This is a genomic window from Paenibacillus terrisolis (genome assembly GCF_056171975.1).
Genome location: NZ_JBKFGG010000040.1, coordinates 46,071 through 70,925 on the forward strand (window position 1 = coordinate 46,071; position 24,855 = coordinate 70,925).

Sequence of the window (24,855 nt, forward strand, 5' to 3'; positions counted from 1 at the left end):
TTTCCGAACTTCAGCTTGCCTCTAGGAAATGGAGGAACTTTTGGGCCTTATTTTCCAAAAGCGGTGTAAAAAGCAGCCATTTCCCGGCATTTCGAGAAAATAGCGCCCTTTATGGACTCTATTTCACGTAAAACGAGCGATATCGCTCCAATAGCGCCCTTTTTGTCCCTTATTCAATTATTATTATCCTGCGGCAGCCAGAGCCAGAGATCGCAAAGAGGCTTCCGATTTTTCCAGCTGGCCGATTGTGACTCTTTACATCGATAACGCTATCCAATTCAACTCATGGTTTCAATAACCTTTATAAACGGAACAATAACACACTTAAACGAACATCGTTCTTTACGAACAGTGTTCGTTGTGATATAAATAGGTGTATCGAACAAACCTATAACGAAAATGAAAGAAGTGATCAACATGAAAGAGCAAGCCTCCAATCAATACTATCTGGAATCGGCGCCGCTCCGCAAAGCCATTTCCCATTTGTCGATTCCCATGATGATCGGAATGTCCGTGGGCACCGTCTATAACGTAATCAACGCCTATTTTATCGGACTCCTGCATAGTACAACCATGCTGTCGGCGATCACGCTTGGCTTGCCGATCTTTACTGTCCTAATGGCGATCGGAAATGTCTTTGGCGTTGGCGGAGGAACGTGTGTCACCCGGCTCTTGGGAGGTGGAAATCCCAATCAAGCAAAAAAAGTTGCCGGCTACACATTCTACGCGAGCATTCTGGCCGGTGTGGTCATCGCGCTCTTGGCCATGCTCTTCATCAACCCCATCATTCATTTGCTCGGTGCGGATGTTTCAACCTTTACCTATTCCAAAACTTACGCCTTGACGCTATTTGGCGGAGGTTTCGTCATTGTGCTTAATTTTGCGTTGGAGCAGCTGGTACGGGCGGAAGGGGCTTCCAAAGAATCCATGTACGGCGTATTTATCAGTACGGCGCTTAGCCTGATTTTCGACCCGTTGTTTATTCTAGTGCTGGACTTGAAGGTCGGCGGAGCGGCGCTCGCTATGATCCTGGCCAATGTTGGATCGGTCATCTATTATCTCTATTATTTGGAGACGAAAAGCGAACATATCACAGGTTTCCTGAAGCATTTTGCCATTTCATTCAAGGATCAATTGGAGGTATACAAAATCGGAATTTCCGAGCTGCTGCAAGCGGGTTTTCTGATTGTGTCCACGCTGCTGCTCAACAATTACTCGGTCCGGTACGGAGACAGCGTTGTGGCCGGCTTCGGAGTGGCTTTGCGGATCGTTCAGGTTCCGGAATTCCTTGCGATGGGTTTATTCTTGGGACTGATCCCGTTTTTCGCGTTCAACTTCTCCGCCGGAAATATCCCGAGATTTAAGCAAGGCTTCAGATGGGCGACGGCGTATATTGGAGGAATTGCGCTGGTTTTCGTCGGCATAGTGTATTTATTCAGAGCACCGGTCATGCACCTATTCTCCAATGATTCTTCCGTACTGCAGGTGGGCACGTACATTATGACGGCCATGCTCGTTTCCGCGTTATTTAACGGATTTACAGGGCTGTTCATCAGTGTGTTTCAGGCTGCCGGCCAAGGGCTTTCTACGATGATCATGTCCATCACGCAAGGGATTTTGTTCATCCCGGCAATCATTGCGCTGCATTACTTCTTCGGGCTGCACGGCGTTGTGTGGTCCATGACAGTGACCGAAATCATCACCTGCTTCATGGGGCTAATTTTGTACCTTCCGTTTCGTCAAAAGGTAAACCGGCTGAAGCCGGGAGGCGTCGGAGCTCTCGTGGAAAGCTGATCCCTGTGCGTTTATCTCCGTACATTTACTAATGCAAACCGGCGTGCTATAAATGAAATATGGATACCAATAACCGTACGATTATCAGCCGCCGTTCCCGGCCGGCGAAGGAGCCCTTAAGCAAGGAAGCGATTGTAAATACAGCGTATGGGCTGTTGATAAGAGAAGGCATGTCCGGGCTCAGCATGCGTAAAGTTGCCAAAGAGCTGGATACCGGTCCTTCATCGCTGTATGTGTATGTCAAAAACCTGCAAGAGCTGAGCGCCTATGTGCTGGATCTCGGACTCGGCCAAGTGGAGCTGCCGGACAAGCGGAAGGATGACTGGAAAAAATCGCTGTTTGCCGCGTTAAGCGCTTATTGCGATACGCTTTATGCCAATCCGGGTTTGGCCGAGCTGTCGTTAACGACCGTGCCGATCGGTCCCCGTTCGCTGGCGATGACCGAGTTTATTCTTGAATGCCTGAATGAGGGAGGAATTACGTCTACCGCGGCCGCGTGGGGAGTAGATTTGTTTCTTTTTTACGCGTCTTCAACCGCATTTGAGCATGCTTCCTGGGATCAAAAGGGAATATCGGCCATTCACATCATGCAGCAGTCGTTTCAATCGGCGGAGGCCTCCCGCTATCCGATGATCCACAGCCTGAAGCAGGAGCTTTTCTCCGGAGACGCCGAGAATAAGGAGCGGTTTATTTGGGGGCTGGAGGTCATTTTGCAGGGAATATTGCAGCAAAAAAACAAAGCGTGATATGGACCTTCGGATTCATGATCCGTTTTCTCACCACTGGAGGACTGGCGGGGGAAAACGGCCTTTTTTATGGCATTCCGGAGCAAAAGTAGACGAGCTAATCCAAATGAACTATACTTAGGATGACAATAAAAACCCACTAAAGAAAGTGGGTTTTTATTTTTTGCAGCTTATTTCTAATAACCTAAAAAATAAATTGAAAAGGAAATTGCAGGATGAAAAGGCGATTTTGCATTTTTTCATTGTTATTTTTTACGATGACGTTATTTGTACAGAACCAAGGCGCCTTTGCTGAGGAAATTGCGGAACCGCCACAGGTGAATAGCGAAGCCGCGATTATGATAGACGGAACAACCGGGACGGTTTTGTACGAGAAAAACAGCGATCAGCTCATGTATCCGGCAAGCATCACCAAAATCGTCACAGGGATTATCGCGCTCGAAGAAGGCAATCTAAATGACGTCGTAACCGTTAGCAAAAATGCGAGAAATGTCGAAGGGACGAGAGTATACCTGCTTGAGGGGGAGAAAGTCCCTTTGTTAAAGCTTATACAAGGCATGCTGATTAATTCGGGCAATGATGCGGCAACCGCAATTGCCGAATATTTTGACGGAAGCGAAGAGAAGTTTGCGGAACGCATGAACGAGTTTGTTAGGGATAAGGTCGGCGTTCAGCACACCACATTTCAGAATCCTCACGGGCTTTTTGACGAAAACCATACAACCACCGCTTACGACATGGCCAAGATCACGCAGTATGCGATGAAGAATCCGCAGTTTCGCGCCATCGTAGGAACCAAAACCCTGGATTGGGTTGGGGAGGGGTGGAAGACGACGCTTCGCAATCACAATCAGATGTTATGGCGCTACGAGGGAGCGACGGGAGTCAAAAACGGGTATGTCGAACAATCCGGCAATACCTTGGTCGCCTCCGCCAAGCGGGGAAATTCGGAGTGGATTGCCGTTGTGATGAAAGCGGGTTCGGCAGAGAAGGCTTACAGCGACGTGGAGAAGATGTTTGACTACGGCTTTGCCGATTATCAGACCAATCTGTATACCTTGGATCCCTCCATGATTCAAAAATACCAGGATCGTTACATTATGCCGAAGCAATTGGTGTTTACCAGCAAAAAAACGGGCTTGGCGGCGGTTCAACTTAATGAACATGACGGCGAACTGACGGTTCTTGATGCGGACGGCAGCCCCATATACAGCAAATTGTTAACTCCAACCCTCCAAACTCCGCTAGTTCTGGACAAGCTGACAGGCGCCCCGAAAGAAGACGGGAAAGCTCGTCTGATCGTGGAAAGTGCCGTACCGGCAATCGTACTGGTAACGGCAATCATGCTGCTCCGTAAAAAGGCGAGAAGCCGGGAGCGTTCAAGGTCCTGGTGATATCAATGAACCCGAAAAGATAATAGAAACGGCAATCGACAGCTCCATCTTCTTTTTTTCTACATCGTTTCTCAATATTTGCCAAGTACAATGGGACTTGATCAAATCTGAGAGGAGAACGTGATGAAGAAGATTATCGGAGCTGTTTTATTTTTGGCGATCTTGACCGCATTTAGTACCGGAAACGCTTTCGCCGCCGCCGAATCGCCACTGCAATCGGAGGTCGACCAACTTCTGGGAATCCCTTACCTTTATGGGGGAACAACGACGGAAGGTTTTGATTGCTCGGGATTCATTCAATATGTATTTAAACAGGAGGGCGTGACGCTGCCGAGAACCACCAAGCTTCAGGCCAAGGAAGGCGAAGAGGTGGACAAGCCCGACTTGCGTTCCGGGGACCTGCTGTTCTTCAACACCGACGGAACGGGAATCTCGCATGCGGGCATTTATATGGGAGACGGATTATTTTCTCATTCCTCGGCCAGCAAAGGGGTTCAGATCAGCAAGCTCTCGGAGAAATATTATGTCGAGCGTTATGTCACGGCAAGGCGCGTTTTATCCAATGATCAGTATGACAAAATTGCCAAATGAGCGGATAATTTGAATGGGCCAAATGTTTTGTGTCGCAAAAAAAGCCAGGCTACTTAAGCAGCCTGGCTTTATCATGTTTATTTTGCCGGAACTTCCTTTTTGCGCTGGATCAATAATAAAGCGGGAATCATGGCGATCACCGAGAACCCGATGGACCACCAAAAGGCGGCATTATAGGCTCCGGCCACATTCTGAAGGTTGGGGACGGAGTACCCGGACAGCTGGTGATCGATAACTGTGGCCAGTATTGCCGAACCAAACGCTCCGCCAATGGTCTGAAAAATTCTCGTCGAAATGCTGGCATGCGGAATCTCTTCCTTTTTCAGTCCGACATAGGCCGACACCATGATGGGAATAAGAATTCCGTTCAAGGCCGCGCCTCGGAGAATCTGCGCCGCGGCGAGCAGGATATGGCTGGTCTCGGGACCGGCAAAAGCAAACGGCAGCGTGCCTGCCGCGGTTCCGATCAGACTGAAGATGACAATATTACGCGATCCGATCCGATCGACCAGATTTCCAATCCAGCTTCGGGTCAGCAGCATTCCGATCCCTTGCGGAATAAGCAAAAGGCCGGTAAGCATAACGCTTTCGCCCCGCACCTGCTGATAATACAGAGGAAGGAGAAGCAGCGAGCCGTTCATGACCATGCCGGAAAGAAACAAGGTTAAATTCGAAGCGAAAAAATTGCGCGAACGGAACAGGCGCAGGTCAAGCACAGGCGTTTTTTTCGTGCGCAAAGCGTAAACGATAAACGCCGCCATCAGCGTTAAACTAATCACAAGCGGGACCCACACAACGTTATGATTGATCCCGCCGTAAGCGGGGATTTTGGCTATCCCGAAAATGAGCAGCGCAAAAGCGGGGGACAGCATCAAAAGTCCGAGAAGATCAAGAGATTGCTTGCCTTTGGCGGCTCCGTCGGTAGGGATTTCCCGCCAGGCGAGCCAAATCGCAATGAGTGTGACGGGGATATTGACATAAAAAATCCACCGCCAGGTTAAGCTGTTTACGATTGCACCGCCAAGCACGGGGCCCAGAATCGGTCCCAATAATGTCGGAATGCCAATGATAGACATGACCCGTCCGAGATTGCCGGCGCCGGTGGTCTGCACCAGCACGGTTTGCATCGTGGGGATCAGCAGACCCGAACCTATTCCCTGCAGTATCCGAAAGCCGATCAGGCTGCCGCTGTTCCAGGCTAATGAACAGAGAATGGAGCCGGCCAGAAACACGGCGAGCGAGAACATATATACCTTTTTGCCGCCGAAGCGGCTGAAAGCCCAGCCGGAGACCGGCACGGAGAGGCCCATCGCAAGCACATATCCCGTGATTACCCATTGAATGGCGGAGACGGTGCTTTTCAGATCAACGGTAAGGGTATCGATGGCCACATTAACCATGGTAGAGTCGAGCTGCGACGCAAGAGCACCAAACACTAGGATGAGGGCAACCTTTAGTATCTTAGGATCCAATTTCTCTTTTGGGACTTGCTTGGCAGTTGCCATAAAAATGCTCCTTTCGCGTATATAAAGTACGGTACGTACCGTACCTAATGTGGTTATGATATAATAGATTCAGTAAACATGCAAGCGTGAATGACAAATGATCGAAGGAAGGACAATTTACATATGGACGATAAGACAAAGGGACGTGCCTCCGCATCCCGAAAATCCCAAAGCGGAAAGGATACGAATCCGGGCACTCGCAGACGCGGCGATATATTGGAGGACGCCATATTGCAGGCGGCTTGGAAAGAATTGGATGAGGTTGGCTACTCTCATCTGACCATGGAGGGAGTGGCTGCAAGAGCCAAAACCAACAAAAATGCCTTATATCGCCGTTGGCCCAATAAATCCAGGCTTGTCGTTGCGGCTGTACTCAAGAATTTGCCGAGGCCCGTGGTCAGTGCTCCGGATACCGGCAGTCTGCGGGGGGACGTGTTTGCGCTGCTGCAAACGATCGTGAAGCCGCTCCAAATGATCGGGGCGGAGACCATACACGGCATCATGGTGGATTATCATGGACAAGGTTTGTTTTCATCCTTGCCGCAGCTTAGACACTCAAGCGAGGAAGACAAATTCGCCTCCATCATGACGACGATTTTGCAAAACGCCGAAAAGCGGGGAGAGGTCAACCTCAAAAATATCAGCCAAAGAATAATTTCATTGCCTGCCGATTTACTCCGCTATGAGCTGCTGACTACCCAGGAGCCGATATCCGACGAAACGCTGAAGGAGATTGTCGATGACATCTTTTTGCCGCTGGTCCGCGTTTGATACGGATATTGACAAACCCAACTTTCTTCCCCTATCATGGAAACGGAAAAGAAAACAATACATTCAAATAGATCAGGCGATGCAGCCGTTTGTCGGTTGCATGTAGCCGGGCCGGCCCCGCCGGCAGCAGGCCTCAACACCTGTGGGACTAATCAGCAACAATAGTCTCGCAGGTGTTTTGTGTTATTAGGCAATCGAAGTCAAAATCTATAGGAGGTTTAAACGATTATGTCCATCTCCAGCTCGCGAAGAAAGGCGAATGCAGCCGCGTGGTCGGTTATATCCAATGCGACCCTCATTACGTTGAAGATAATAGCCGGGATACTCAGCGGCTCCGTCAGCATTCTTTCGGAGGCCATCCACTCCGCCATCGATTTGGTCGCTGCGGTCATCGCTTTTTTCTCCGTCCGGTTTTCGTCCAAGCCGGCGGATAAAGATCACCCCTATGGACACGGTAAAATCGAAAACGTATCCGGCGTGATCGAAGGCCTGTTGATCTTCGTCGCGGCCGTGCTGATTGTGATCGAAGCGGTCAGGAAATTATGGCATCCCTCCGAACTCGAAGCGACGGCGGTGGCTATCGGCGTAATGTTATTTTCGGCCGCGGCGAATCTGTTCGTCTCCAGAAAACTTTATAAAGTGGCCAAAGAAGAAGATTCCATCGCGCTTGAAGCGGATGCGCTGCATCTGAAGACCGACGTGTATACCTCTCTGGGCGTGGGACTCGGAATTCTGTTGATCCAGCTGACCGGAATCAAGCTGCTGGATCCCGTGATCGCGATTCTTGTGGCTTTGCTCATCCTCCGGGAAGCTTGGACATTAATCGGCAGCGCCTTCAAGCCGCTGCTTGATACGAAGCTCTCCGACGCGGAAGAAGAGAAGATCCGGACGATTCTTGGTCAATATATGGGGGAAATCATCGATTTCCACGACCTGCGGACCCGAAAGGCCGGAAACATGAAAATCATCGATTTTCACTTAACGGTGCGCAAAAGCCTGACGGTTGAAGAATCCCATCATATCAGCGAGCTCATCGAAAATGACATTGAAGCGCAAATCAAGCATACGAACGTGACCATTCACATCGAACCGGATAACGCGCACGGTGAAGATCTTCATGTGAAAAGGAAGTGATGCTTCCCTTGTTTCCGCGTCCGGAAATGCGTTATCTTTAGGGGGAATGGAGGGAACTGTATGGGGAAACCAATGATTGGCGTTATGCCTTTGTTTGACGAGGACAAAGAAAGCTACTGGATGCTGCCGGGGTATATGAAGGGGATCGAGGATGCCGGCGGGATCCCGGTGATACTGCCGTTAACCGCAGATAGCGAAATCATTTTGAAGCTGGCGGAGACGTTTGACGGTTTTCTTTTCACCGGCGGTCAAGACGTTAATCCGGAACTGTATCATGAGGAAATGCAGGAGGTATGCGGAAAAATATGCAGTGAGCGTGATGCCCTGGAGTCCGTTCTCTTTCGTCGAGTCGTTGAGCTGGACAAACCGGCCCTTGGAATATGCCGCGGTTTGCAAGTGTTCAACGTTTTGCTCGGCGGAACGTTATATCAAGATCTTCCGAGCCAACGGCAAAGCGAACATAGCCTGGAGCATCGGCAGAAACCTCCTTACAACGAACCTGTTCACCAGGTCTACATAAAGCCCGATAATCTGCTTCATCGAATCGTTCAAACGGATTCCATGCGGGTGAACAGCTGCCATCATCAAGGGATCAAACGACTATCAGGGCAGTTGACGGCTGTGGCCAAAGCGGAAGACGGATTAGTGGAAGGCGTCGCCATGCCGGATAAACATTTTATCCTGGCTGTCCAGTGGCATCCGGAATTCAACTATAAGACGGACGAGCAGAACTTCAGAATATTTTTGGGGTTTGTTCATGCCTGTAAATAAGGGGAAACAGCTTTGTTAATAAACTCGCATGATGGGCGCCTGATTGAATTCAGGGCTCTTTTTTATGATTTGTGAGATGCTACTTTTTATGAGATGCTACATTATTATTCATAGACTAGTATATTATGATGGCTAAACATTGTAAAATACTGCCGAAGGAGGGAAAACCGATGGTAGAAAGTGAATCAATAGCAAGTATTTTACTGGTTGACCACCTGCAGGATCATTTGCTGACTTTGCAAGCGGTGCTTGATAAAGAAAAATTTCAATTGATACAAGCCAATTCCGGTGAAGAAGCATTCAGAAGTTTGCTGAAGCACGACTATGCAATCATCTTGATGAATGTGCAACTGCCGGACATGGATGGTTACGAAGCGGCCAGAATGATGAAAGCCGGAGAAAAATCCAGGGACATCCCCATCATATTTATGTCGAAAGATCCTTTGGAACTGGAATATGTGTCCCGCGGTTATGTTTTTGGAGCGGTGGATTATCTGGTCAAACCGATTGATCCGCTGATTCTTAAAGCCAAAGTGGAAAAGTTCTGCGAACTGTATGTGACCAATCAGAAATTGAAGCGTCAAGCGGAAGTACTTGTCGTGAAAACCGGAGAATTGGAAAAAGCCAATACCGAGCTCTCCGTCATCTCCGCCGAATTGCGCGAGTCCGAGGCGTTAGCCAATGTCATCATTGAATCCTCCATTGATTCCATGATTGTGATGAATGAAACGGGATTCATCTTGAAGGTTAATCCTGCGGTGGAAACCATGTTTCAATATTCGGAAAAAGAACTGCTTAACGCCAATATTCGCCTGCTGTTTCCCCAGGAGCAAACCGACGGCTTTAACTTGATGGAGGCCACTGGCAGAATGGCGAGCGGGAAGCCTAGAGAAGTGATCGCCGTTCGCAAAGACGGGACTCAATTTCCGGCAGAAATTCAAATCGGGACAAGGGTTTTACGGGATAAAGCGATTGTCGCCTGCACCATCAGAGACATTACCAATAAAAAAAGATCTGAACAGTTAATTACCCATATGGCTTATCATGACGGACTAACGGACTTGCCGAACAGGCGTTTGTTTAATGATCAACTACAAATCAGGCTGCTTCAAGCAAAACAAAAAAAACAATCTCTCGCGCTGCTGTATCTGGATATGGACCGGTTTAAATATATTAACGATTCTTTAGGACATCTTATCGGCGATCTTCTGCTCCTGCAAATCTCCAAAAGATTGAACAGCAGCATAAGAAAAGATGACTTTATTGCCAGAATCGGAGGAGACGAATTTAATGTCGTCCTTTCGAATACCAACCGCGAAAATGCCATTTTAGTCGCAGAGAGTATTATGAAGTCGCTTAAGAAGCCTTTTTTAATCGATTCTTATGAATTATTTTTGACGGTAAGCATTGGGATGAGTGTGTTCCCATATGACGGGGAAGAAGTACATAACTTGATGAAAAATGCCGACGCCGCGCTGCATCGCGCCAAGGAGCAGGGAAAAAACAATCTGAGACTTTACCATTCCGGCATGAATATCTTTTCCTACAGGGCGCTGGTGCTGCAAAACGACCTCAGAAAAGCGATAGATCGCGGAGAATTGTCACTTTATTTTCAACCCAGGCTCGATATCGAGACGAATCGAATCGTTAGCGTGGAAGCGCTTGTACGCTGGAATCACCCTGAATGGGGCATGCTGCTTCCGGCCGAATTTATTCAGCTTGCCGAGGAGATCGGGCTGATTGCCGAAATCGGGGATTGGGTGTTAAAAAACGTTTGCGCTCAAGTCAGAAAATGGAGAGACGCGGATTTTCCAAAGTTTAAGACGGCCGTCAACTTTTCAGGACAGCAATTTCTGCAGAAGGATTTTCCGGAGAGAATCCGGGCGAGGTTGAAGGAATCGGGTATTTCGCCTGAAGACCTTGATATGGAGATCACAGAAGCTATGTTGGTTAGGAACCGGGACGGTATTTCGAACATTCTAAATCAGATCCGGGCAATGGGAATCTCGGTAAGCATAGATAATTTTGGTGCAGGCTATTCGTCTTTGAACGACTTGCGAAAATTTCCGAATGACTCGCTTAAGATTGACAAGTCCATTATTCGGAGCATATCCGAGCAATCTCCCGAAAGCATTGCAATGCTTTCCGCCATCATCGCCTTGGCCAACAGTTTGAACATGACTGTCATTGCGGAAGGCGTTGAGACGGAGGATCAGTTAAACATGTTAAGGAATGTTGGTTGCAAAGCCATACAGGGCTATTTTTTTTGCCCTCCCGTACCGCTGGCCGAACTGGAATCTTTCATTAAGAATTATTACATAACTGGAAACGACGCCGCGCAAATCCGGTTTCAACCTCAGCACTACAACACAGAGGCTTATGTTGACAATAAACAGGATATCAATCAAGCCATCATCAAAAAAGCGATTATGCGTACAAAGGAGCGTTATGGTATTTCGGCCCGTGAGACGGATGTGTTTGAACTGCTCGTGGAAGGCCTAAGCAATAAGGAAATATCGGATGAGCTGTTCATAAGCGCACATACCGTCAAAAATCATATCAGCCGAATTTTCCAGAAGCTGAACGTGTCGGATCGGGTTCAAGCTATGTCTTATGTGAACCAGGCCTGCATGGAGGAGAGCCAAAGATTGCGCAAGTAAAGGAAATATAATCATAGAATTCAAATAGCAATAGGAATGCATGACTAAATGATATGGCATGCATTCCTATTTATTTTGTGCCGGGAATAAGAATACAGACTGATAGTATTACTTTAGAACTAGGACCATAATCACAGGTATGAATATTTTCGCGGACGATCCATGGTTTTAGGAAGCAATGCATACAAGCTGCACAATTGACATTAGACGATAACTTTTAGGTTGAACCGCCATACATTGAGCTTGTGCAAGCGCGAAGGCAGCACATCACGACCGGGACTTATAGAGAACGGGTTGCCGAACCGTCTGTTCGGATAGAAGTTCCGGCTATACCGCCTTATGGAGGGGATAGCTGTGAGAAAAAATGTTATTGCCAAAGGAAAGACGGTGCAGGAAGCGGTAAGGATTGCGTTGGATTTATTGAATGCCGGGAAACACGAAGTGGATATCGAGATTTTGGATAGCGGCAAGAAAGGACTGCTCAGATACCGCTCCAAACCGGCTGTAGTGCGCGTAACCGTCCACGAGCAGGAGGACAAGAAGAAGCAGGACGACGAGTCGAATCAGATTGACAAGCGGGCAAGAACAACCGCTGCGCCAAGGCTGCAGAATGCGCCGGATGAAGGCGCGCCGCTCAACAGGCCGGAGGAGGAAGACTTGGCGGGAAAGGTCTGGGTCCTAAATGGAGCGATATTCAGCCAAGATGCCACGGAAAGATTTCCGATTATTGAAGCAGCCGATGGAGTCGCTTTGTATAAGAACGGAGAACTCGTGACGAAAGCGACGATCGTGCATGAAAAGGACCGATTCGATACGGCTGTTCAGGATGAGGTAGTTGAGCCGCTATGGGATATGCAGATTATCCACAATAAGATGGAGGCCGTTCTAACGGTCAAGCCAGGATATCGGATCAAGAGGCGCATCAAGAATAAAGCGCCGTCCAACTATATTCTGCTGGAAGCGGAGGAACAGAGGTATCCGCTTTTTCTAGATGATGCTCTCATTATGAACAAGCTTAAAGAAATGGGGATCGTCTATGGGGTCGATTTCGCTCAGATTGCCAACGCTTGTGTCAGCGAGGAGCCGGGATCTTTTGTCATCGCCAGAGGTTCCCCGTATTTGGAAGGAAGAGACGGTTATTTTATGCCGCTTCAGCAAACGGAGATAGTGAAAGCGATCAAGGAGCGCCCCGACGGAACTGTGGATTACCGCGATATTCAAGAGTTTCCTTCCGTGGACCGGGGGCAAATCATCGGCGTTACCGTTTCTTCCGAACCCGGTTATCCGGGAATTACGGTAACCAATGAACCCTTGTTTCCGCCCGAAGTGTTTCCCGTTTCGATGAAAGCCGGGAAAGGCGTAGCGCTTACGGAGGACGAATCGAAAGCGGTCGCCATCGAAGCCGGACATCCGGATATTCAGATCGTCGGAAATGAAACGAGAATCTCTATTATTCCCAAGCTGACAATCAGGACAAGCATTGATATGAAAACCGGAAATATCCGTTATATTGGCGACGTCGAAATAGCAGGCTCCGTGCATGACGGAATGACCGTTGAGGCCGAGGGGAATTTATTGATCAGAAATCATGTCAGCATGGCAACCTTATCCGCCGGGAACTCGATTATCGTTCAAAAGAATATCATTTCCAGCGAGGTTGCTGCGGGAAAAAGCAGCTTGATCAAAATGGAACTGCAGGACGACATTAAAAAGAACCTTTCGCAAATGAAACAAATGGTGACGGCAATTCGCCAATTGTCCACGGCTTCTACCTTTAAAATTCCACCGAATAATCGCACGGAGTTGGGGGCAGTTATCAAAATATTAAGCGAAGGGAAATTCAAGGCTTTCCCCGAGACCGTGCAGGCGATCGTTCATAAGATCAACAGCAACGCCGGAAGGCTGGAACCTTCATGGGAGAATTTCGGCAGACAGCTCAGCGGCGCCTTTCTTTCCCCGAATGCTTCGCCATTAAAAGAACTTGCCGACCTGGAAGCAATCATTCGCACGGCGGAAAACCTGCTTGTATCCGTCAAGGAGGACGCGGAAGGAAAAGCATTTGTTAAAGCGGCCTTCGTTCATAACAGTCAGGTATATTCCGCAGGGGATATACTGATTACCGGCAAAGGAATTTATCATTCGAAATTGCACGCGCGCGGCTTCGCGGAAATAACCGGATACCTCCGCGGCGGGGAGGTTTTTGCCGCAAAAGGAGCTCAAATCGGGCAAGCGGGAACCAAGGGCGGAATTACTACTAAAATTATCGTGCCGAGCCAGAAAACCATAAAAATCGAATTGGCGATGGAAGATACCTGCATTCAAATCGGCGGCACGATACACCGGTTTATCCAATCGCAAAATCATGTATATGCTCGTCTGGATGACAACGGCAGGCTTATTTTATCTTGAAATAGATAGATCATATGTTGTTTTGGGAGTGGTAAGACAGTGGGTTATATTGCGAATTCATTAGTAGACCATATTTTAGCAATGCTGGTCAGCGAAACGGTGTCTAAAATAGGCGATGTGCAGCTGGATACCTCCTTAGCCGGAGGCATAAGCTCTTCTCGGCTGGCAGATCTTCCGATCGAAGAAGAACAGTGGACAATCATTAGACAGAACCTACGAAAAAGACGGTTTCAGGACACAGATTCCGGGAATCGGCAAGCTTTTCGACTTTATCTTAACGAAGAACGTGCTTTTGAGGAGCTTAGTTCCCGGGCAATCCGGTTTGGTTTGCTCATTCCCTGTTATCGGGGCGATCTCTATATAGGTTATGTGTTTTTGGCGGGCTCATCGGCGTATGGCGAAGAGACAGAAACAGAACTTTCGCCAAAGATCCGTTATTTGTTTGAGATGCTGGCGAGAGCGACTAAGGTTGATCCCGCCGATGAGGTCAAGGCAAATATGCTGGCCGAGCTCAGGAATGCCCAAAAGAACCAAGAGCTTGAACTCTACTATCAGCCTCAAGTAGACATCACAACCGGCAAAATAGTGGGAAACGAAGCGCTGCTGCGTTGGAACAGCCGGACGCTGGGCCCGGTTTCTCCCGGAGTTTTTATTCCGCTTGCCGAAGAATCCGGGCTTATCGCTTCTTTTGGAGAATGGGCGTTGCGGACGGCTTGCGTCCAGAACAAAGCTTGGCAGGATAGGGGGATGGCGCCTTTGCGAATTTCTGTGAATTTATCCCCCGGGCAATTAGTTCAGCCGAATTTAGTTGGAGTTATTCGCGAAATTTTACAGGAAACAGGTCTTGATCCTCGTTATTTGGAATTGGAAATCACCGAGGGGATGGATATGGATCTAGGCAAGGCTTTGCCCATATTGAAGCGCTTAAAGGAACTTGGATTGAGAATCAGTTTGGACGATTTCGGGCTGGGCTACAATTCTTTTTATTACATGAAACGTCTTCCCATCGATACCATCAAAATCGACAAGTCTTTTGTTCAAGACTGCACGACGAATAAAATCGATGCAACAATCGTTAGAACGATTATCTCCATGTCTCGTCAGCTTGGTATTAACGTTATAGCCGAAGGGGTAGAAAACGCCGAACAGTTGCTTTTTCTGGGGAGAAATGAATGCAATGAGGTGCAGGGGTATTTTTTCGGAATGCCGGCACCGGCTGACGATATTTTTGCGTCCCTGATGGGCAACCGAAACCAAAAATGAGATTTTGCTCGATTAATTTTCTTTGACTTTCCCGGCGTTCGCATATATGATAGCAATTGTAATTATCATTGATAATCATTATCAATATAATGATAATGATTATCATAAAATCATATATCTATTGCCAGGGGGATATCAACATGCACAAAAGGTTTTTAAGTTTTCTTATGATTATCGCGGTCGCACTCGTTGCGGCTGGCTGCGGTTCAGGTGCAACGAACAGTGGGACGGCCAATAATGGATCGGCCGATTCTGCCGCCGCTTCCAATGCGGAAGGTGAAAACACCGGCGGTCCCATTGTGCTGAAAGACGCCAAAGGCGAGCAGAAACTTGACAAGCCGGCGCAAAAAGTCGTAGTGCTGGAATGGACATTTACCGAAGATGTTGTTGCGCTCGGCCTACAGCCGGTAGGGAATGCCGATAACGAAAACTATAAACTTTATGTGACTTCCGAAGCGCCGCTGGATGCCGGTGTGACGGATGTCGGGACTCGCGACGAACCGAATCTGGAGACGATCGCCGCGTTAAAGCCGGACCTGATCATCGCCAACACCGACAGCCACGAAGCAATTTATGACCAGTTGAAAAGCATCGCCCCGACGCTGATTTTCGAACTGTATCCGAAAGAAGGACAAGGCGATCAATATACGCTGATGGAGGATACCTTCAAAACGATTGCCGCGGCCGTTGGCAAAACGGCGGAGGCGGACAAAGTCCTCTCGGATTTGGACGCGCATTACGCGGAAGCGAAAGAGAAGCTGGCCGCTGCGGGCAAGGAAGGCTTCAACTATGTGCTGACGCAGGCATACAGCTATCAAAACGCAGCGACGCTGCGCCTGTTCACCAATAATTCGCTGGCGGTACAAACGCTTGACCGGATTGGGCTGAAAAACGACTGGACACCGGGTAATTTTGAGATTTACGGGTTCAGCAGTTCGACGGTTGAAGCACTGCCGGCCGTCCAGAATACAAATCTGCTTTACATCGTGCAAAAGGACGACGATATTTTCTCGAATGAACTGAAGGACAATTCCGTTTGGAACGGCCTCGCTTTTGTGAAAGAGAAACGCACCTTCGCCCTGGACAGCGCGACCTGGGTATTCGGCGGCCCAGTCTCCTCCAAAGTTCTCGTCGATGAAGTCGTCAAGTCGTTGACAAAATGAGCGAACGGATGAAAAGAAGCGGAGGAAAAAAAATCGAAGCGGGCATGACCTGGCGGCTGATCGGCATATTTGGGGGCGGCTTGGCCGTCCTCTTTATTTTGTTCATACTCAGTCTTGGCTTTGGGGAGGCCCGCATTCCGGCTGCTTCTGTGCTTGAGGGTTTGCTGAAGCGCCGGGATGTGATGGAGCATAACCTGCTTTGGGACATCCGGATGCCCCGCACGGTGATCGGCATTCTGGCAGGGGCAGCTCTCGCCGCGGCCGGGGTTCTGCTGCAAACGATCACGAAAAACCCGCTGGCTTCTTCGGATACGCTCGGGATCAATGCCGGGGCATACTTTATGGTTGTCCTTGGTATGGTCGCTTTTCCTGCGGCACAGCAACAGTTTCCGTTTTTTCTGGCGGCTGCGGGAGGACTGCTCGCGGCTCTCGCCGCCTACTTCTTAAGCGGAGGCAGAGCGGGGACGCCGGTTCGGCTGGCATTGTCGGGTATGATCGTGTCCATGGTCCTGGGGGCATTTACATCGGCGCTGCATATTTTTCATAGAACCGAAACGCAAAACTTATTTTTGTGGGGCTCGGGTTCTTTAATCCAACTGGATTGGGATGGCGTGCGGTATTCATGGCCGTTTGTTCTTGTGCTGCTAGTCGTGGCGGTACTCGCGGGCAGGCAGTTCGATACGCTTGAGCTCGATGAGTCGACCGCCCGTTCGCTCGGACAGCGCGTAGGGTTGACGCGGGGGTTCGGACTCGGGATTTCGGTGCTGATGGCGGCGGTTGTAGTCAGCGTGGTCGGGCCGATCGGTTTCGTCGGACTGGTCGCTCCGCATCTGGTGCGGTTAAGCGGCATCCGCAAGCATCATCTGCTTATACCCGCAAGCGCCTTGTGGGGCGCGCTGCTGATTACCGCGGCCGATACCCTTGCGCGAATGGTGCGGAGCAATGTGGGGGAGATGCCGATCGGTGCGGTCATGGCCATCATCGGTGCGCCGTGGCTCATCTGGCTCGTGCTCGCCAAGATGAAAAACATATCCGGCTCGGGTCAGGGCCGTTCTTCCATGAACATAGGAGGGGCGGCGAAGCGTATGCGTTATACTCCTGCTGCGATCGTGATGACCTTGCTGCTTTTGGTCAGCGTTCTTTTTAGTCTGGCGTTTGGGGGATCGAGAATCCCGCTTGGCGATCTGCTGGCCAGCTTAACGGGCGGAGGAGAGCAGGCGTATTCGGTTCTGCTCAATTTGCGGCTGCCGCGCACGCTCGTGGCGGCTGAAGGCGGAATTGCGCTGGCCGTCGGCGGCGTCCTTATTCAGAGCGCCGTTCGGAACCCGCTCGCGGATGCATCCATTATCGGCGTCACCTCGGGCGCCGGATTCGGCGCGATGATCGTGCTTGTGGCCTGGCCCGCCTTGACGATCGTTGCTTTGCCGTTTGCCGCGATCGCGGGCGGGATTGCCGCGGCGGCTTTTGTATTTTTCCTGGCCTGGCGCAAAGCTTTGAATCCATCCGTGCTGATTTTGCTCGGTATCGCTGTGTCGGCCGTAGGTTCGGCGGGCATACAAGCGATGATCGTCAAGGCCAATCTCTGGAGCGGCAGTTCCTACATCTGGCTGACGGGATCGACCTACGGAAGAGGCTGGAATCAGTTTTACAGCCTTCTGCCGTTTCTGCTCGTTCTTCTGCCGATCGCTTACTACTTGGGCCGCAAGTTCGATGTGCTGGCGTTTGGCGACGAGAGCATGACGGGATTTGGCTTGACGGTCCGGGGAACACGGCTTTCCGCGATGCTGATCGGGGTCTTACTGGCTGCGGGAGCCGTGGCGAGCGTCGGGACGATCGGGTTTCTCGGGCTGATGGCGCCGCACGCGGTGCGGATGATAATCGGACATCACACGCGGCGTTCCATCGTTTTGTCCGGACTCTTGGGAGGATGGCTGCTGGTCATCGCCGATACGATCGGAAGAACCGTTATGGCGCCCACCGAGATTCCGTCGGGTCTGATCATTATGCTGATTGGAGCCCCTTATTTCCTGTTCCTAATGTACCGTTCGGTGGTTGACGGAAGACAGACTTCTTGATGTCAAAAAGTTCAAGCTAACGGACAAGAACATATGCCTGCTGAAAAGATGCGCAGAAGCACGATGGTTGAGGTTACCGATTTCAGCAAGGTAGAGAAGTGCTCAAAACAAAAGCAACCTATGTCATTGGACAACGGGTTGCTTTTTTTGTTTCACTCCAAGGCTTCAGGGATGCCGTGAAAAGAAACGAGCGCCTATCGCGAAGAACATCAATTCGTCGATCCGGGCATATAAACGTAATAGTATGAAATGCCAAACCGGTGTACAGAAAGGAATTCTGTGATGGAGCTCGCTGGGAAAAAGAAGTTTTTCAACAATAAAACGGCCATATTCCTCGCCGCCATGTGTTATCAGACGTATCCGTTTTTCTTCGAAGGCAAGCTTGTCTTGCCGAAAGGTTATCAGCTTCGATACACGATACGCGCATCGGCCAACGTTGAGAATCCGACGGAACTGGTATTTGGGTTTATCGCGGAGTCGCGGGACAAGATCATCATCGCTTTCAGAGGATACGCCGAATATCCCGCAGATCTCCTGGCGTCCTACGACATTTTTCAAGTAAGATATCCCTTTGTGGGAAACGGTGGGAAAACCTCGCGCGGATTCACATGCTTGTATCGCTCAACCAGGGATCGGCTCATCACGGAATTAAATAAACTGTCTGCCGCCAAAAGATTGTTTATTACCGGGCACAACTACGGCGGAGCATTGGCCACGTTAGCGGCTTTGGATATTGCCGTCAACACCAAATTCAAAACGCCCTTGGTTTATACATACGGAAGTCCGCGCATCGGAAACCCCGAATTTGCCTTGAGATTCGATAGGGTGGTGAGGCACAGCTTTCGAATCGTGAATATTCACGACTCTTTTCCCACATTTCCGGACAGAAGATATCCGCCTCCGTTCACGAAAAGGGGAATCACTTATCGGCATGTCAGAACCCGAGTTCCGATTTCGTTTCAGCTCAACAATACGCCGCGGAATGACGCAATTGCCTGCTATTTCAAAACCCTCAGCCAAAAGAGTCCTCTTTTCGCCAAAACGCTATGCAGGAATAATCCGGGATTTTGCCCGGACACCGGCATGTGTGTTCCATTCCGAAAAACGTGTTAATGGAAAAAGGCTTGGGAACGAAAGGGGGCCTTGTTGATGGGTGCATCAAGTTTAATGCCCGGCTATAACATAAATGAAGCCATATTGCTCGCGGGGATGATCAACCAGGCATATGAGCTTTTCGAGCAGGGGAAGCTCTTGCTGCCCCAAGGATATACCTTGCAAGCGGAGATTATCGCACTGGCCGGAGTCGAAGATCCGGAACCCGAACGATTTGGTTTTATTGCGGAGTCGCCGGATCAAATCGTAGTCGCGTTCAGAGGAACGAGAACCTTCCGGGACAACGAGTCGGATCAAGACTTATACCAAGTCCGATATCCATTTGTGCCTCGTGCAGGGAAAACCCATCGCGGGTTTACATGCATTTACAAGTCGACAAGAAATGAGCTTATCGCGCAATTGGCCAAACTTTCCCCCGACAAAACGCTTTATATTGCGGGTCATAGCTTAGGAGGAGCCTTAGCCGTATTGGCCGCCTTTGATTTTGCCGTCAACACTCCGTTTAAGCATCCGGCCGTATATACGTATGGGAGTCCGCGCGTCGCGGACCCTGTTTTTGCTTCCCGTTTCGATCAGACCGTTAGAAACAGCTACCGTATCGCCAACGTGCATGACATTATTCCCACCTTGCCGGCTATCGCGTACCCGCCGCCGTTTACCAGACAGGGGTTGTTTTATCGCCATGTACAAAAGAAGGTTCCGCTTTCCTTTCAACTCAACAGCTTGCCGGTTCGCAATCATGAAATCGTCTGCTATTTTAAATTTCTCGGCGAACAAAGTCCGGAATTTACCCAGGTGTTTTGTCAAGAAAACCCGGGGTTTTGTCCGGATACCAGGATGTGTGTTCCGTTCATAGGCATTTGCAGTCCCTTGGAGGATGAATAAAATAGGTGGTCCGTACAAAAAACGACTGCTCCTCAACAAATATGGGGAAGCAGTCGTTTACGTTAGAAGCTCAAGGCGGCTTTCGCCGTTTGTTCCAGCCCGGCCGCTATAATTTCCGGCGCTTGATCTCTTGATTTGGTATGTCCTTCAATAATGACTTCTTCAACCGGCACTCCGAACACCCCCGATAAAATCGCTTTGACCGGTCTGATACCGGACTCGACTGAATCCATCGGCTCCGTCGAGAAAATCCAGCCGCGGGCATTCAGCAGTATGATCTTTTTGTTCTCCACAAGTCCTATAGGGCCGTCAGCCGTGTATTTAAAGGTTTTTCCGGAATGGGCAAGATAAGAAATGTAGGTCGATAACGGCGCTGGCGCCGCCAGATTCCAAAGCGGGAAGGCAATGACGATTTTATCCGCCGCCAGAAACTGTTCCAGATACCGGTCCATCGTTTTCACGATCTTTTCTTCCTCGCCGGAAAGAACCAGGTTTCGAGAAGCTTTATAACGCCCCGTGATGGCGTCGTTTCCGTAATAAGGCAAGTTTTCCTTGAACAAATCAAGCTCGGTTGCGGTATCGGAAGGATTTGCTTCCTTGTAGGTCTTTAAAAACGTTTCGTACATCCGGACGCTGACAGCTTGATCCGAAGGACGGTCGTTCACTTTGATAAAAAGTACATTCGACATGCTTGAGGTTCATCTCCCTGCTTTTATTTTTACAACACGTGTTGTAAAGTAATTATAAAAAGACGGGGAGCGGGGCTCAACCGGCAATTACCAAGACTTATCGTATATACGACATACCCGCAAAAATGTCTAAAAAGAACGGAGATCAGCTTATGACCGAGACCAAGACAGATCCGCGCATTCTGCGTACGCGCCGGCTTATTATGGATGCTTTTATCCAAATATCGCTGAAAAAGGATTTCAGGGACATTACCATTAAGGATATTACGACCGAGGCGACAGTAAATCGAGCCACTTTTTATTATCATTTTTTGGACAAATATGATTTATCGGAGAAAGTGCTTAAAGAATATTTGATGATTAATGTAATTAACAAAATGAAAGAACCCCATGAAGTCAACGAAGAGACGTTCACGAATGTTTTTTTGTGGGTCACCCAATTTCAAGCCTCAATGTCCTTGCAGTGCCAGCGCAACTTCAACTCCTTTGCGGCAACCATCGAAGTGATTATTAAAAAGGAACTGGAAAATACATTTTACGGAATCCTGACCAAGCAAATCCCGGATCAAAGCAGAGAGTCTCTTAGAATTGCGGCCGCCATGTTAAGCTGGGGGATCTACGGGGCAACCGTGGACTGGAACCGCAACAGCAGCTTATCGGAGGAAGAGTACATGAAGCTTGCGATTCCGCACATTACGTATGGAATCCGACTGTTATATAAATAAGTAAAATTTTTATTGATTTTCAATCTATTAAAAGGTAGAATAATGACATGCAAAAAAATACCGCTGAAATTATATTGGATACCGCCCAGTCCATTGTGCAGGAGCACGGCTTTAACGGATTCAGTTACGCGCATATCGCGGAAAAAGTAGGTATCCGAACCGCCAGCATTCATTATCACTTTCCCAATAAAGAAGACCTGGGCGAGGCGCTCATTTCTCGGTACCATAAGCATTTTATTTCCGATCTTGCCGAGATCGACGCTGCCGCCGCCGACAATTTGGAAAGGATGCGCAGGTATATTCTTTTTTATCGCAGCGCTTCAGATGATGAATATCGGATTTGTTTGGGTGTTATGCTCTCGACGGACTTATCCGTTTTGTCCGAAAAGTCGCAGCAGGAATTGGCCGGATATTTCGACACCAATTTAGAGTGGCTGGAACGCGTCCTGGAGAAAGGAAGGGAAGAAGGGCAATTTAAGTTTGAAGGAGATGCGGTCTCGCGAGCCCAACAATTTCTCGTATCGCTTCAGGGGGCGCAGATATTGGCCCGAAGCTTTCATGATATCAGCAGATTCGATAAAATTGCAGACGAACTGATATCTGCTTTGGCATAAATGCCCGAGCGGATATTTTTTCAATAAATTATCTATCTTTTAATAGGTAGAAAATGTGGAGGGACAAAATGATTGTAGTAACCGGAGCAACGAGCAACACCGGCAGAGCGGTAGCTTTCAGTTTATTAAAAGCGGGAGCGCAAGTCAGAGTCATCGGGCGAAACCTGGAACGTCTTCAACCCTTTATCGAACAAGGCGCGGATCCTTTTGTTGCCGAACCGTCGGATGGTGAGTCTATGAATCAAGCGTTTCAAGGGGCGGATGCGGCTTACGTCATGCTGCAGCCCGGATTCATTGCGGAAAGTGCGGACTTTCCGGCTTACCAGCAGGCAAGCATTGATGCCATCGTGCCCGCTCTGGTTCTAAATGATGTAAGTCATGTCGTTGCCTTAAGCGGATGGGGAGCGAACTTTGATCGTGCATCGGGTCCCTTATTTGGGCTTAGACAGCTTGAGCGAAGCCTGCGTTCCGAAGCTTCCATTCATACGCTTGCGCTGCGTCCGGGATGGTTCATGGAAAATGCGATTCCGCTGATAGAATCGATCAAAGGTCATGGAACTTCAAGCGGCCAGTTGCGCGGAGATTTGAGTCTGCCCATGATCGCGACGCAAGACATCGGGGAAGTGGCAGCCCGCGCTTTACTGCTGCCGATTGAGGAAAGCTTTGAGATTCGCGAACTTCAAGGTCCCGAAGAGCTGACGCTCGCTCAAGCTGCCAAGATTATCGGCTCAATCGTTGGCTATCCGGATGCAGCTTATGAGCAGCTGCAGTCAGGCGATGTAAAAGCGGGAATGATAGAGTCCGGGTTCTCCGATCATATGGCCCAAGCATTTGTAAAGATGTCGGAGCATTTGAATGCGGAGGACATTCGCATGTTGCGTCCGAAGACGGAGCGTGTAATTACCCCGACTTATTTTGAACAGTTCGTTCGCAAAGCGTTTGCTCAAATGCAGGGTTAACAAGTTAATTATATTAAATACTTTACTTCTAATGAAAGCGGGTGGTTCCATTGACAGAAAAAAACGTTACGACTTTAGGCGCCTACCTCGATTGGCAGGTGGGACGAAAGCTGCTCACGACATTAAGCGACGGATACAATCCGATCTCCTACGATATTCTCCATTCGATTCCCAAAGAAATGGGGGTTCGGCTGCAACGAGAGGCTCATAGAACCGATGATCCGGTCTTTACTCATAATATGTTTCTTATTCGCGGCGAGGACCACTCTCCCATTTTGATCGATGCCGGCATGGGAGCCGGCGGCGGCCCTACATTGGGCTGGCTCCCCGGTTCACTTGTCAAAGCAGGGGTAAAAATGGAAGACATCGGACTTATTTTAATGACGCATCTTCATCCCGATCATTGCGGGGGGTTGGTCAATGATCAAGGTAATGCGGTATTTCCGAACGCAATACTTGCGGTTCATGAAGATGAACTCGATTTCTGGCTGACGGAAGAAGGCAAGCGGCGTTCTCCGGAAAGCCTCAAACCTTTTTTCGATATGGTTAGGGCATCCGTGGAGCCTTACCGACACCGGTTGCGGAAGTTCAACTCCGAAGAAGTCGCTCCCGGCGTTCGGGCTGTACCATTGCCTGGACATACGCCCGGGCATACCGGATTTCTTGTTCAAAGCGAGGGAAAGGAAGTTTTTATTTGGGGCGACATCATCCATTTGCCTGTAATTCAACCCGCATGGCCAGACGCCGGCGTTATTCATGACGTAGATCCGAAGGCCGCGGCGGCCACGAGAAAGCGAGTTCTTGCCGAAGTATCCGAACGGCGCCAGTTGGTGGCCGGGAACCATTTGGAATTTCCCGGATTAGCTTATTTGGAACGTCATGGTGAAGCATTTAGGCTCTTTCCCGAAATCTGGATTTCTCGAATTTAAAAAGCTTCGGTTGCCCTTGATGCTCGGTGCAGGTTCTTTGTTGTCGGTCTTGCCGGCGGCAAGCTTAGCTGGAATGAGCTCGTCATCGAGGATGGGCTGCTTGTACGCAGCCGAGCTCAGCCTAATCGGGTTCGGGACCGCATACTTAGCCTTTTGCCGCGGCGGACGGTGGCGCTGAACGGGACCGGGGCCGTCCTGGCCCGGAATCAATAAATAACGGTAAACGGTAATTTCTCGAATAACGGTATTAAATGGCCTTATTTCACTCCGAGACCGGGTTTTCCTGAAAATAGAGGTACAAAATGGCCCTATTTTCGGCAAAACCTCTAAAATCGAGGGGAGAAGGGAGCTCTTCTGAAGAAATAAGGCCATTAAACGGCGTTATTTATTCAAAATGAGGCCTCTCCAGTGGAAATAGGGCCATTAAAGATCGCTATTTTAAGTGACAGCGGGAGGATGGAAAAGAGTCTGCAGCTAGAATAAAAAGTGGACATCTCTTAGTGTCAAACAGATAATTGAATCTAATAAGACGAAGAGGTGTCAAAAATGAGTGAAAGAAGAGAGCGATACAACGAAACGTTCAAACGAGAAGCCGTCAAGTATGTGCAAGAGAAAACGAAATCTCTGGAGCAAATCGCCGATGAGCTGAATATTAACCCCGGGAC

At 49.2% G+C, this 24,855-nt stretch carries 20 protein-coding genes and 1 riboswitch; of the genes, 18 read left to right on the plus strand and 2 right to left on the minus strand.

The window, feature by feature from the left end:
• Window positions 1–417 precede the first annotated feature (417 nt).
• From ACI48K_RS22680 to ACI48K_RS22695, 4 genes are all read left to right on the plus strand, one after another.
• Window positions 418–1,794: an MATE family efflux transporter gene (locus ACI48K_RS22680; RefSeq protein ID WP_475029919.1), complete on the plus strand. Its 1,377-nt coding sequence runs from the start codon at window positions 418–420 to the stop codon at window positions 1,792–1,794.
• Between the two features lie 59 nt (window positions 1,795–1,853).
• Window positions 1,854–2,540, plus strand: a complete 687-nt coding sequence (locus tag ACI48K_RS22685) for a TetR/AcrR family transcriptional regulator (RefSeq protein WP_475029920.1) — start codon at window positions 1,854–1,856, stop codon at window positions 2,538–2,540.
• A 215-nt stretch (window positions 2,541–2,755) separates the two neighbouring features.
• Window positions 2,756–3,934, plus strand: coding sequence for a D-alanyl-D-alanine carboxypeptidase family protein (locus tag ACI48K_RS22690; RefSeq protein ID WP_475029921.1), 1,179 nt, complete (start codon window positions 2,756–2,758; stop codon window positions 3,932–3,934).
• A gap of 123 nt (window positions 3,935–4,057) precedes the next feature.
• Window positions 4,058–4,525 carry a C40 family peptidase gene (locus tag ACI48K_RS22695; RefSeq protein ID WP_475029922.1) on the plus strand — a complete coding sequence of 156 codons (468 nt, stop codon included), beginning with the start codon at window positions 4,058–4,060 and terminating at the stop codon, window positions 4,523–4,525.
• 77 nt (window positions 4,526–4,602) lie between these two features.
• Here the strand turns inward: ACI48K_RS22695 and ACI48K_RS22700 are convergent, their stop codons facing one another.
• Window positions 4,603–6,030 carry an MDR family MFS transporter gene (locus tag ACI48K_RS22700; protein ID WP_475029923.1) on the minus strand — a complete coding sequence of 476 codons (1,428 nt, stop codon included), beginning with the start codon at window positions 6,028–6,030 and terminating at the stop codon, window positions 4,603–4,605.
• Window positions 6,031–6,153: 123 nt separating this feature from the next.
• Here ACI48K_RS22700 and ACI48K_RS22705 point away from each other — a divergent pair, with 123 nt between their 5' ends.
• The 10 genes from ACI48K_RS22705 (at window position 6,154) to ACI48K_RS22750 (ending at window position 20,274) form a co-directional block, all read left to right on the plus strand.
• Entirely contained in the window at window positions 6,154–6,801 is a 648-nt protein-coding gene (locus ACI48K_RS22705) for a TetR/AcrR family transcriptional regulator (RefSeq protein WP_475029924.1), read from the plus strand.
• Window positions 6,802–6,860: 59 nt separating this feature from the next.
• A riboswitch (NiCo riboswitch) is annotated at window positions 6,861–6,954 on the plus strand.
• A gap of 75 nt (window positions 6,955–7,029) precedes the next feature.
• On the plus strand, window positions 7,030–7,935 hold the full coding sequence (locus tag ACI48K_RS22710) for a cation diffusion facilitator family transporter (protein ID WP_475029925.1): 906 nt from the start codon (window positions 7,030–7,032) through the stop codon (window positions 7,933–7,935).
• A 60-nt stretch (window positions 7,936–7,995) separates the two neighbouring features.
• Window positions 7,996–8,706 (plus strand): gamma-glutamyl-gamma-aminobutyrate hydrolase family protein, encoded by a 711-nt coding sequence (locus ACI48K_RS22715; protein ID WP_475029926.1) that lies wholly within the window; start codon window positions 7,996–7,998, stop codon window positions 8,704–8,706.
• Window positions 8,707–8,876: 170 nt separating this feature from the next.
• Window positions 8,877–11,366 carry an EAL domain-containing protein gene (locus ACI48K_RS22720; protein WP_475029927.1) on the plus strand — a complete coding sequence of 830 codons (2,490 nt, stop codon included), beginning with the start codon at window positions 8,877–8,879 and terminating at the stop codon, window positions 11,364–11,366.
• A 354-nt stretch (window positions 11,367–11,720) separates the two neighbouring features.
• Window positions 11,721–13,775: a DUF342 domain-containing protein gene (locus ACI48K_RS22725; protein WP_475029928.1), complete on the plus strand. Its 2,055-nt coding sequence runs from the start codon at window positions 11,721–11,723 to the stop codon at window positions 13,773–13,775.
• A 39-nt stretch (window positions 13,776–13,814) separates the two neighbouring features.
• Window positions 13,815–15,038, plus strand: coding sequence for a putative bifunctional diguanylate cyclase/phosphodiesterase (locus ACI48K_RS22730; RefSeq protein ID WP_475029929.1), 1,224 nt, complete (start codon window positions 13,815–13,817; stop codon window positions 15,036–15,038).
• Between the two features lie 140 nt (window positions 15,039–15,178).
• Window positions 15,179–16,201 carry an ABC transporter substrate-binding protein gene (locus ACI48K_RS22735; protein WP_475029930.1) on the plus strand — a complete coding sequence of 341 codons (1,023 nt, stop codon included), beginning with the start codon at window positions 15,179–15,181 and terminating at the stop codon, window positions 16,199–16,201.
• Window positions 16,202–16,209: 8 nt separating this feature from the next.
• A complete protein-coding gene (locus ACI48K_RS22740; RefSeq protein WP_475029931.1) occupies window positions 16,210–18,276 on the plus strand; it encodes an iron ABC transporter permease in 2,067 nt (688 codons plus the stop codon).
• A 282-nt stretch (window positions 18,277–18,558) separates the two neighbouring features.
• Window positions 18,559–19,389, plus strand: a complete 831-nt coding sequence (locus ACI48K_RS22745; protein WP_475029941.1) for a lipase family protein — start codon at window positions 18,559–18,561, stop codon at window positions 19,387–19,389.
• Window positions 19,390–19,425: 36 nt separating this feature from the next.
• Window positions 19,426–20,274, plus strand: coding sequence for a lipase family protein (locus ACI48K_RS22750; protein ID WP_475029932.1), 849 nt, complete (start codon window positions 19,426–19,428; stop codon window positions 20,272–20,274).
• A gap of 62 nt (window positions 20,275–20,336) precedes the next feature.
• Here ACI48K_RS22750 and ACI48K_RS22755 read toward each other — a convergent pair whose 3' ends face one another.
• Window positions 20,337–20,963 (minus strand): FMN-dependent NADH-azoreductase, encoded by a 627-nt coding sequence (locus ACI48K_RS22755; protein WP_475029933.1) that lies wholly within the window; start codon window positions 20,961–20,963, stop codon window positions 20,337–20,339.
• A 152-nt stretch (window positions 20,964–21,115) separates the two neighbouring features.
• Here ACI48K_RS22755 and ACI48K_RS22760 point away from each other — a divergent pair, with 152 nt between their 5' ends.
• From ACI48K_RS22760 to ACI48K_RS22775, 4 genes are all read left to right on the plus strand, one after another.
• Window positions 21,116–21,688: a TetR/AcrR family transcriptional regulator gene (locus ACI48K_RS22760; RefSeq protein ID WP_475029934.1), complete on the plus strand. Its 573-nt coding sequence runs from the start codon at window positions 21,116–21,118 to the stop codon at window positions 21,686–21,688.
• A 47-nt stretch (window positions 21,689–21,735) separates the two neighbouring features.
• Entirely contained in the window at window positions 21,736–22,302 is a 567-nt protein-coding gene (locus ACI48K_RS22765; RefSeq protein WP_475029935.1) for a TetR/AcrR family transcriptional regulator, read from the plus strand.
• A gap of 68 nt (window positions 22,303–22,370) precedes the next feature.
• Window positions 22,371–23,261: an NmrA family NAD(P)-binding protein gene (locus ACI48K_RS22770; RefSeq protein ID WP_475029936.1), complete on the plus strand. Its 891-nt coding sequence runs from the start codon at window positions 22,371–22,373 to the stop codon at window positions 23,259–23,261.
• 50 nt (window positions 23,262–23,311) lie between these two features.
• Window positions 23,312–24,190 carry an MBL fold metallo-hydrolase gene (locus ACI48K_RS22775; protein ID WP_475029937.1) on the plus strand — a complete coding sequence of 293 codons (879 nt, stop codon included), beginning with the start codon at window positions 23,312–23,314 and terminating at the stop codon, window positions 24,188–24,190.
• Window positions 24,191–24,855: the final 665 nt, after the last annotated feature.

Excerpts from the sequence above, each read along its gene's own strand:
- ACI48K_RS22680 (WP_475029919.1), top strand. The coding sequence starts at position 418 with ATGAAAGAGCAAGCCTCCAATCAATACTATCTGGAATCGGCGCCGCTC.
- ACI48K_RS22685 (WP_475029920.1), top strand. The coding sequence starts at position 1,854 with ATGGATACCAATAACCGTACGATTATCAGCCGCCGTTCCCGGCCGGCG.
- ACI48K_RS22690 (WP_475029921.1), top strand. The coding sequence starts at position 2,756 with ATGAAAAGGCGATTTTGCATTTTTTCATTGTTATTTTTTACGATGACG.
- ACI48K_RS22695 (WP_475029922.1), top strand. The coding sequence starts at position 4,058 with ATGAAGAAGATTATCGGAGCTGTTTTATTTTTGGCGATCTTGACCGCA.
- ACI48K_RS22700 (WP_475029923.1), bottom strand. The coding sequence starts at position 6,030 with ATGGCAACTGCCAAGCAAGTCCCAAAAGAGAAATTGGATCCTAAGATA.
- ACI48K_RS22705 (WP_475029924.1), top strand. The coding sequence starts at position 6,154 with ATGGACGATAAGACAAAGGGACGTGCCTCCGCATCCCGAAAATCCCAA.
- ACI48K_RS22710 (WP_475029925.1), top strand. The coding sequence starts at position 7,030 with ATGTCCATCTCCAGCTCGCGAAGAAAGGCGAATGCAGCCGCGTGGTCG.
- ACI48K_RS22715 (WP_475029926.1), top strand. The coding sequence starts at position 7,996 with ATGGGGAAACCAATGATTGGCGTTATGCCTTTGTTTGACGAGGACAAA.
- ACI48K_RS22720 (WP_475029927.1), top strand. The coding sequence starts at position 8,877 with ATGGTAGAAAGTGAATCAATAGCAAGTATTTTACTGGTTGACCACCTG.
- ACI48K_RS22735 (WP_475029930.1), top strand. The coding sequence starts at position 15,179 with ATGCACAAAAGGTTTTTAAGTTTTCTTATGATTATCGCGGTCGCACTC.
- ACI48K_RS22740 (WP_475029931.1), top strand. The coding sequence starts at position 16,210 with ATGAAAAGAAGCGGAGGAAAAAAAATCGAAGCGGGCATGACCTGGCGG.
- ACI48K_RS22745 (WP_475029941.1), top strand. The coding sequence starts at position 18,559 with ATGGAGCTCGCTGGGAAAAAGAAGTTTTTCAACAATAAAACGGCCATA.
- ACI48K_RS22750 (WP_475029932.1), top strand. The coding sequence starts at position 19,426 with ATGGGTGCATCAAGTTTAATGCCCGGCTATAACATAAATGAAGCCATA.
- ACI48K_RS22755 (WP_475029933.1), bottom strand. The coding sequence starts at position 20,963 with ATGTCGAATGTACTTTTTATCAAAGTGAACGACCGTCCTTCGGATCAA.
- ACI48K_RS22760 (WP_475029934.1), top strand. The coding sequence starts at position 21,116 with ATGACCGAGACCAAGACAGATCCGCGCATTCTGCGTACGCGCCGGCTT.
- ACI48K_RS22765 (WP_475029935.1), top strand. The coding sequence starts at position 21,736 with ATGCAAAAAAATACCGCTGAAATTATATTGGATACCGCCCAGTCCATT.
- ACI48K_RS22770 (WP_475029936.1), top strand. The coding sequence starts at position 22,371 with ATGATTGTAGTAACCGGAGCAACGAGCAACACCGGCAGAGCGGTAGCT.